Annotated in this window: 5 protein-coding genes; 1 reads left to right on the forward strand and 4 read right to left on the reverse strand. The window is 72.0% G+C overall.

Features of this window, described 5'->3' with window-relative positions:
• The 4 genes from ABT336_RS26650 to mtrA all read right to left on the reverse strand — a co-directional run.
• A partial coding sequence (locus ABT336_RS26650; RefSeq protein ID WP_350900242.1) for a ComF family protein occupies positions 1-470 on the reverse strand: 470 nt, incomplete at its 3' end.
• A 15-nt stretch (positions 471-485) separates the two neighbouring features.
• Entirely contained in the window at positions 486-2,288 is a 1,803-nt protein-coding gene (locus ABT336_RS26655) for an LpqB family beta-propeller domain-containing protein (protein ID WP_350900244.1), read from the reverse strand.
• Positions 2,285-4,126, reverse strand: a complete 1,842-nt coding sequence (gene mtrB / locus ABT336_RS26660; RefSeq protein WP_350900250.1) for an MtrAB system histidine kinase MtrB — start codon at positions 4,124-4,126, stop codon at positions 2,285-2,287. Before mtrB ends, ABT336_RS26655 begins: the two co-directional genes overlap by 4 nt.
• A gap of 91 nt (positions 4,127-4,217) precedes the next feature.
• On the reverse strand, positions 4,218-4,907 hold the full coding sequence (mtrA, locus tag ABT336_RS26665; RefSeq protein ID WP_350900246.1) for an MtrAB system response regulator MtrA: 690 nt from the start codon (positions 4,905-4,907) through the stop codon (positions 4,218-4,220).
• A 190-nt stretch (positions 4,908-5,097) separates the two neighbouring features.
• Here mtrA and ABT336_RS26670 point away from each other — a divergent pair.
• On the forward strand, positions 5,098-5,332 hold a 235-nt coding region (locus ABT336_RS26670), incomplete at its 3' end, for a hypothetical protein (protein WP_350900248.1).

Genomic DNA, 5,332 nt, shown 5'->3' on the forward strand with positions numbered 1-5,332 from the left:
GGTGCGGCCACCAGCGGCTGGAGCACCCGCACCGGCCAGCCGGCGCTCCGCAGCCGGGTCGCCGCCTGCCGGGTCAACCGGGCCAGGTGGTCCCCGTAGCGGGCCCGGGCCGCCGCAGCGGTGTCGGGAACCCCGATCAGCAGCACCGGGCGGACCGGCCCCACCGCCGCGGCCACCACCTCGGCCAGGAGCGCCCCCAACGGCCGGGCCAGCCCGTGCCGTCCCCGGTCCTTGTAGGTCAGCAGGGACTCCCGCAGTGCCCCCTCGTACGGGCCGAGGGCCACGCAGGGCGGCAGTCCGGGCGGGGCCGGTGTGGGGCGTACCGATCGGGGGCGCAGGGCCCGTAGCTCGGCTGCACAGTCGACGCAGACCCCCTGTCGCAGGGGTGTGGCGGCGCTGCGGCACCCCGCGCACTCGGCCGGCAGCACCAGGTCGCCGAGGTCCGCCCAGAGCCCTGCGAAGTCCGGCACGGTTCCTCCCGGCGGTCAGTAGAGGAAGAAGGGTGCCGTCGGGTTGCCCGCCGTCGCCCCGTTCGTCGGCGGCGGCACGAGCACCTGCTCCTGCTTGATCCGTTCGAACGGATTGCTGCGGTAGGCCACCCCGTTGGCCTCGTACATGAGGGTCCCGGCGGAGATGGAGACGACCGGATTGACCGGGTACGCCGCGAGGTGGGTCACCTGGCCCCCGACGTCGGTGTTGCGGGGTGTCTCCAGGGCGCCGTCCACGCTGGTCTCGTAGATCGCCGGCCGGCCGCCCGAACCCGCCACCACCAGGCTGTTCTCGCCACCCCAGTCGACAGCGGTCAAGGCGGTCAGGGAGGTGCTTATCTGCCGGGCCGGACCCACGTTGACCTGACCGCCGTCGAGGTTCACCGCCGCCACGTAGAGCATCCCGCCGGCGATCACCGCGATCCGGTGCCCGTCGAGGGCGGCGGCCACCGCCGTCACCCGACCTGCGACGTTGAGCAGCGGCACCTGCTCCATCCTGGCCTCGGCGTCGAACCGGTAGAGCTTCCCCTCGGCGGCGACCAGGCCGTGCGGCCGGTCCGGGGCGGCCGAGCGCAGCCAGACCGGTTGACCTGTCGAGGTGAACGGCGCACTGGCCGCGGAGATCTTCACGTCGGTGGGGCCGGACCCGACACCGAGGCGGTACCTGCCGTCCGCCCCGGTCAGCACGAGGGCGGCGAGGACCTGGTCACCGGAGCGGGCCAACGCCGCCGACACCGCCCGCTGGTTGGCGGAGGTCACCACAGGCACCGTCCCGCTCGGCTCCCCGGCGAAGGCCAACGGCTGGATCACCCCGTCGTAGAGGCAGAACCGCTGCGGGCTGTCGCTGATCGGGTAGGCCGGGTGGGACAGCCGGTGCTCGCGGAGGCTGTCGATCACCCGCCGGGTCTGGTTGCGGATCTTCAGCTCCAGGGTCCCCTGCAACTCGGGCAGGGACCAGGCGAGCTGGGTGGCGAGCTGGTCCAGCCGGTCGTCGTCCTCTCCCGACATGGTGAGGTTGACCTCCCACCGGCCGTCCGACTCGGTGGCGTTGTTGATCAGGCTGGTGCCGTCGGGCAGTCGACTCACCCCCGGGCCGAGCCAGTCCGACGGGCCGGCGGTCAGCCACCGCACCACGTCGGTCACCCGCCGCTCGGCGGCGACCGCCAGCGGTAGGTAGCGCTGGTCGGGGACCAGACGGGAGCGGTCGGAGTTCCAGAAGTAGATCGTCTCGGACTGGTAGAACTCCCGCAGCGCGGTGTCGCTGAGCAGGAGCACGTTCGGCGGGTTGCGGACGTACAACCCGTTGCTCTCCTCGCGCTCGCCGGTGTTGAGCTCGAACTGGTACTCGCTCTCGGTCGCCACCGGCGGCACCAGGGTGCCGTTGGCCCGCAACAGACCGATCTGCTGCACCGCGATGCGGACCTTGGTGCTCTCGACGTCGGTGGTGATCACCGGTTCGTCGCGCAGGCGCACCACCGTCAGCCCGATCTCGCTGCCCTGCTTCTCCTGGAGGCGGTCCCGCTCGGCGGGGTCGATGAACTGCTTGACCCGCTGGTACGCCCGGTCCGGCTCCCCGGCGGCGGCGGAGAGGAAGTTGCGGACGAAGACGTCCGGATCGGTTCCGGCCGAGGTCCGGTTGGGTGGCTCGTCACGACGCAGGCTCGACCCGTTCGCCACCACCGACGGCCGGCGTTCGTCCACCTGGACCTCGGACTCGTTCGGGATCCCGCACCCGGAGAGCCCGGCAAGCAGTACGCCGACACAACCGGCGGCGAGCAGTCGGATCCGGTGCGACCTCACGACCCCACCTCGGCCCGACCGGCCGTACCGGCGGGTGTCGGACCACCCTGCGGGCCACCGTCCGGGGTGTGGTCGGAGACCGACACGTCGGCGGAGGGGTTCCGACCCGGCTGACGGCGCGGTGCCGACGTGGTGACCGACGCCGCGACGACGCTCGTCGACCAGGCCCCCGAACCGGCTCCCGCCAGGTCAGTCACCGGCACCGCCGTCGCCAGGTCGGCCCCCGTCCCGACGCCGATGGCCGACGGGCCGCCGTCGCGGGGTCCGCCGAAGGGCAGGACCGCGTCGGCCGGCACCAGGCGCAGCGGGGAGGTGGTCAGCCGGTCCCCCGCCCGGGCCGGCAGCGTGAGTCGGAACTGGGCACCCTGTCCGGGCGCCCCCCACGCCTCCAGCCAGCCGCCGTGCAGCCGGGCGTCCTCCAGGCTGATCGACAGGCCGAGCCCCGTACCGCCGGTCTGTCGGGCCCGGGACGGGTCGGCCCGCCAGAACCGGTTGAAGACCAACTTCTCCTCCCCCGGCTTGAGCCCCACCCCGTGATCCCGGACGGTGATCGCCACGGCTGTCTGGTCGATGCCCAACGTGATGTGGACCGGGCGACGCTCACCGTGCTCCACGGCGTTGCCGACCAGGTTGCGCAGCACCCGCTCGACCCGGCGGGGATCGACCTCGGCGATGACCGGGGTGCTCGGCACGTCGAGTACCAGCTCCACCCCGACCCGCTCGGCCAGCCCGGCCAGCCGGTCGGCCACCCGGTGCACCATCGGGACCAGGTCGGTCGGCTCGGCGTCGAGCATGGCGAAACCGGCGTCGAACCGGCTGATCTCCAGCAGGTCGGTGAGGAGTTCCTCGAACCGGTCCAGCTCGGCCTGGAGCAGCTCGGCGCTGCGCGCCACCGCCGGGTCGAACTCGTCACGCTCGGCGAAGATCAGGTCGGCGGCCATCCGGACCGTGGTCAACGGGGTCCGCAGCTCGTGCGAGACGTCGGAGGTGAAGCGGCGTTGCAGCCGGGACATCTCCTCCAGGCGCAGGATCTGCCGCTGAAGGTTTGTCGCCATCTGGTTGAACGAGGCGGCGAGCAGGGCCAGGTCGTCCTCGCCGTCGACCACCATCCGCTGGTCGAGCAGACCGGCGGAGAGGCGTTGGGCGGTCCGGGCGGCCACCCGTACCGGGGTCACCACCAACCGGGTGACCAGGGCGGCCAGCAGCCCGAGCAGGAGCACCAGGGCGACCCCGGTGGCCACCACGGTGGCCCGGGCGTCGGCGGCGGTGGCGTCCTGCCGGTCCAGCGGCACGAGGTAGTAGAGCTCCAACTGCCCGAACCGGGTCGGTACGGGTGAGCCGTAGACCAGGTACTTGGTGCGGTCCCCGGTCAGCCGGCCGGTACGGATCTGGTGCGCGACGTTGCCGTCGGCGACGGCGGCCCGCAGCTCCCGGCTGATCAGTGCCTGGTACTCGACGTCGGAGGAGCTGCGGGCCTCGATGACGCCGGTGTACCGGTCGGCGGTGAGTGCCACCACCACCCCGTTGGTCTGCTGCGGGTCCCCCCCGGCGAGGTAGTTGACCGTGCCCTCGATGGTCTCCTGGAGCTGCGCCTCCTGGGGGGTGCTGTAGAGGCTCAACTGCTTGGCGGAGTAGTCCTGCCCGTTCTGCAACCGCATCAGCACGTCGGACTTGGCGTTCTCCAACAGGATGTTGGTGATCTTGTCGGCGATCAGGTACGCGAACCCGCCGACCAGCAGGCTGGAGACGACGAGTGTGATGGTGACCACCCGCAGTTGCAGCGACCGACGCCAGGCCCGGTGCAGGCCGCCGAAGAGGCGGGCGAACCAACCGAGCAGACCGTGCCACGACTCCCGCACGGCGCGGCGCCGGCGGGAGGACGGGGAGGATCCGGTGACGGTCGGGGAGGAGGTCACAGTGCGACCAAGGTTATCCGGTGCCGGCCTTGTAGCCCACGCCCCGCACGGTGAGGATGATTTCGGGTCGCTCCGGATCCGGCTCGATCTTGGCCCGGAGACGTTGCACGTGCACGTTCACCAGCCGGGTGTCGGCGGCGTGCCGGTAACCCCAGACCTGCTCCAGGAGCACCTCGCGGGTGAAGACCTGGCGGGGTTTGCGGGCCAACGCGACGAGCAGGTCGAACTCCAGCGGGGTCAGCTTCACCTCCTCGCCGTTGCGGCTCACCGTGTGGGCCGGCACGTCGATGGTGATCTGGTTCTCCGGCGGTCCGATGGTGAGCAGCTCCGGGGCGACGTCCTCACCCCGGCGCAGCCGGGCCCGCACCCGGGCCACCAGTTCCTTCGGCTTGAAGGGCTTCACCACGTAGTCGTCGGCCCCGGACTCCAGGCCGAGCACCACGTCGACGGTGTCGCTCTTGGCGGTGAGCATCACGATCGGTACGCCGGACTCGCCCCGGATCGCCCGCGCCACGTCGATTCCGCTCATCCCGGGCAACATCAGGTCCAGCAGGACGATGTCCGGCCGGCTGTCCCGGAACGCGGCAAGTGCCCGTTCCCCGTCGGCGACGAAGGAGGGCAGGAACCCCTCGCTGCGCAACACGATGCCGAGCATCTCGGCGAGCGCGGGGTCGTCGTCAACCACCAGTACCCGGGCTCTCATGGGGGTTATGGTCCCATCCCTGTTCACGTCGATGCGAATTGCGTCACCCGCACCGTACTGCCCCACCGCGTCCGGCGACACCCGACCCGCTTCTCCACCCGGGGACACCTCGGCCCGCAGCGGCCCCGTCACGGCCCGTACCAGCCGTTCAGCCCGGGACGTCCGGGGCGATCCGGTCGACAATCCGACTGTGGCACGATTCGGCACTCCCCTACCCGACGGGACCACCGTGGTCGACGACGATCTGTTCACCCCCACCATCACCGCCGAGACGTACCGACGGCGGAGGGCACCCTGGCGACCCCAGTCGTTGCTGGTCCCGGCCGTGTTCGGCGGCCCCACCACGGTCACCGTGCTCGCCCTGGTCAACGCCGGGCGGCTCGGAGCGGGCCGACCGGCCCGGCTGGCGGTGGCGGGGGCCGGGG

The sequence above is a fragment of the Micromonospora sp. NPDC000207 genome (genome assembly GCF_040300925.1).
Taxonomy (GTDB): Bacteria; Actinomycetota; Actinomycetes; order Mycobacteriales; family Micromonosporaceae; genus Micromonospora.

Coding starts and splice junctions, on each gene's coding strand:
- mtrA (WP_350900246.1), bottom strand. CDS start 4,907: ATGAGAGCCCGGGTACTGGTGGTTGACGACGACCCCGCGCTCGCCGAG.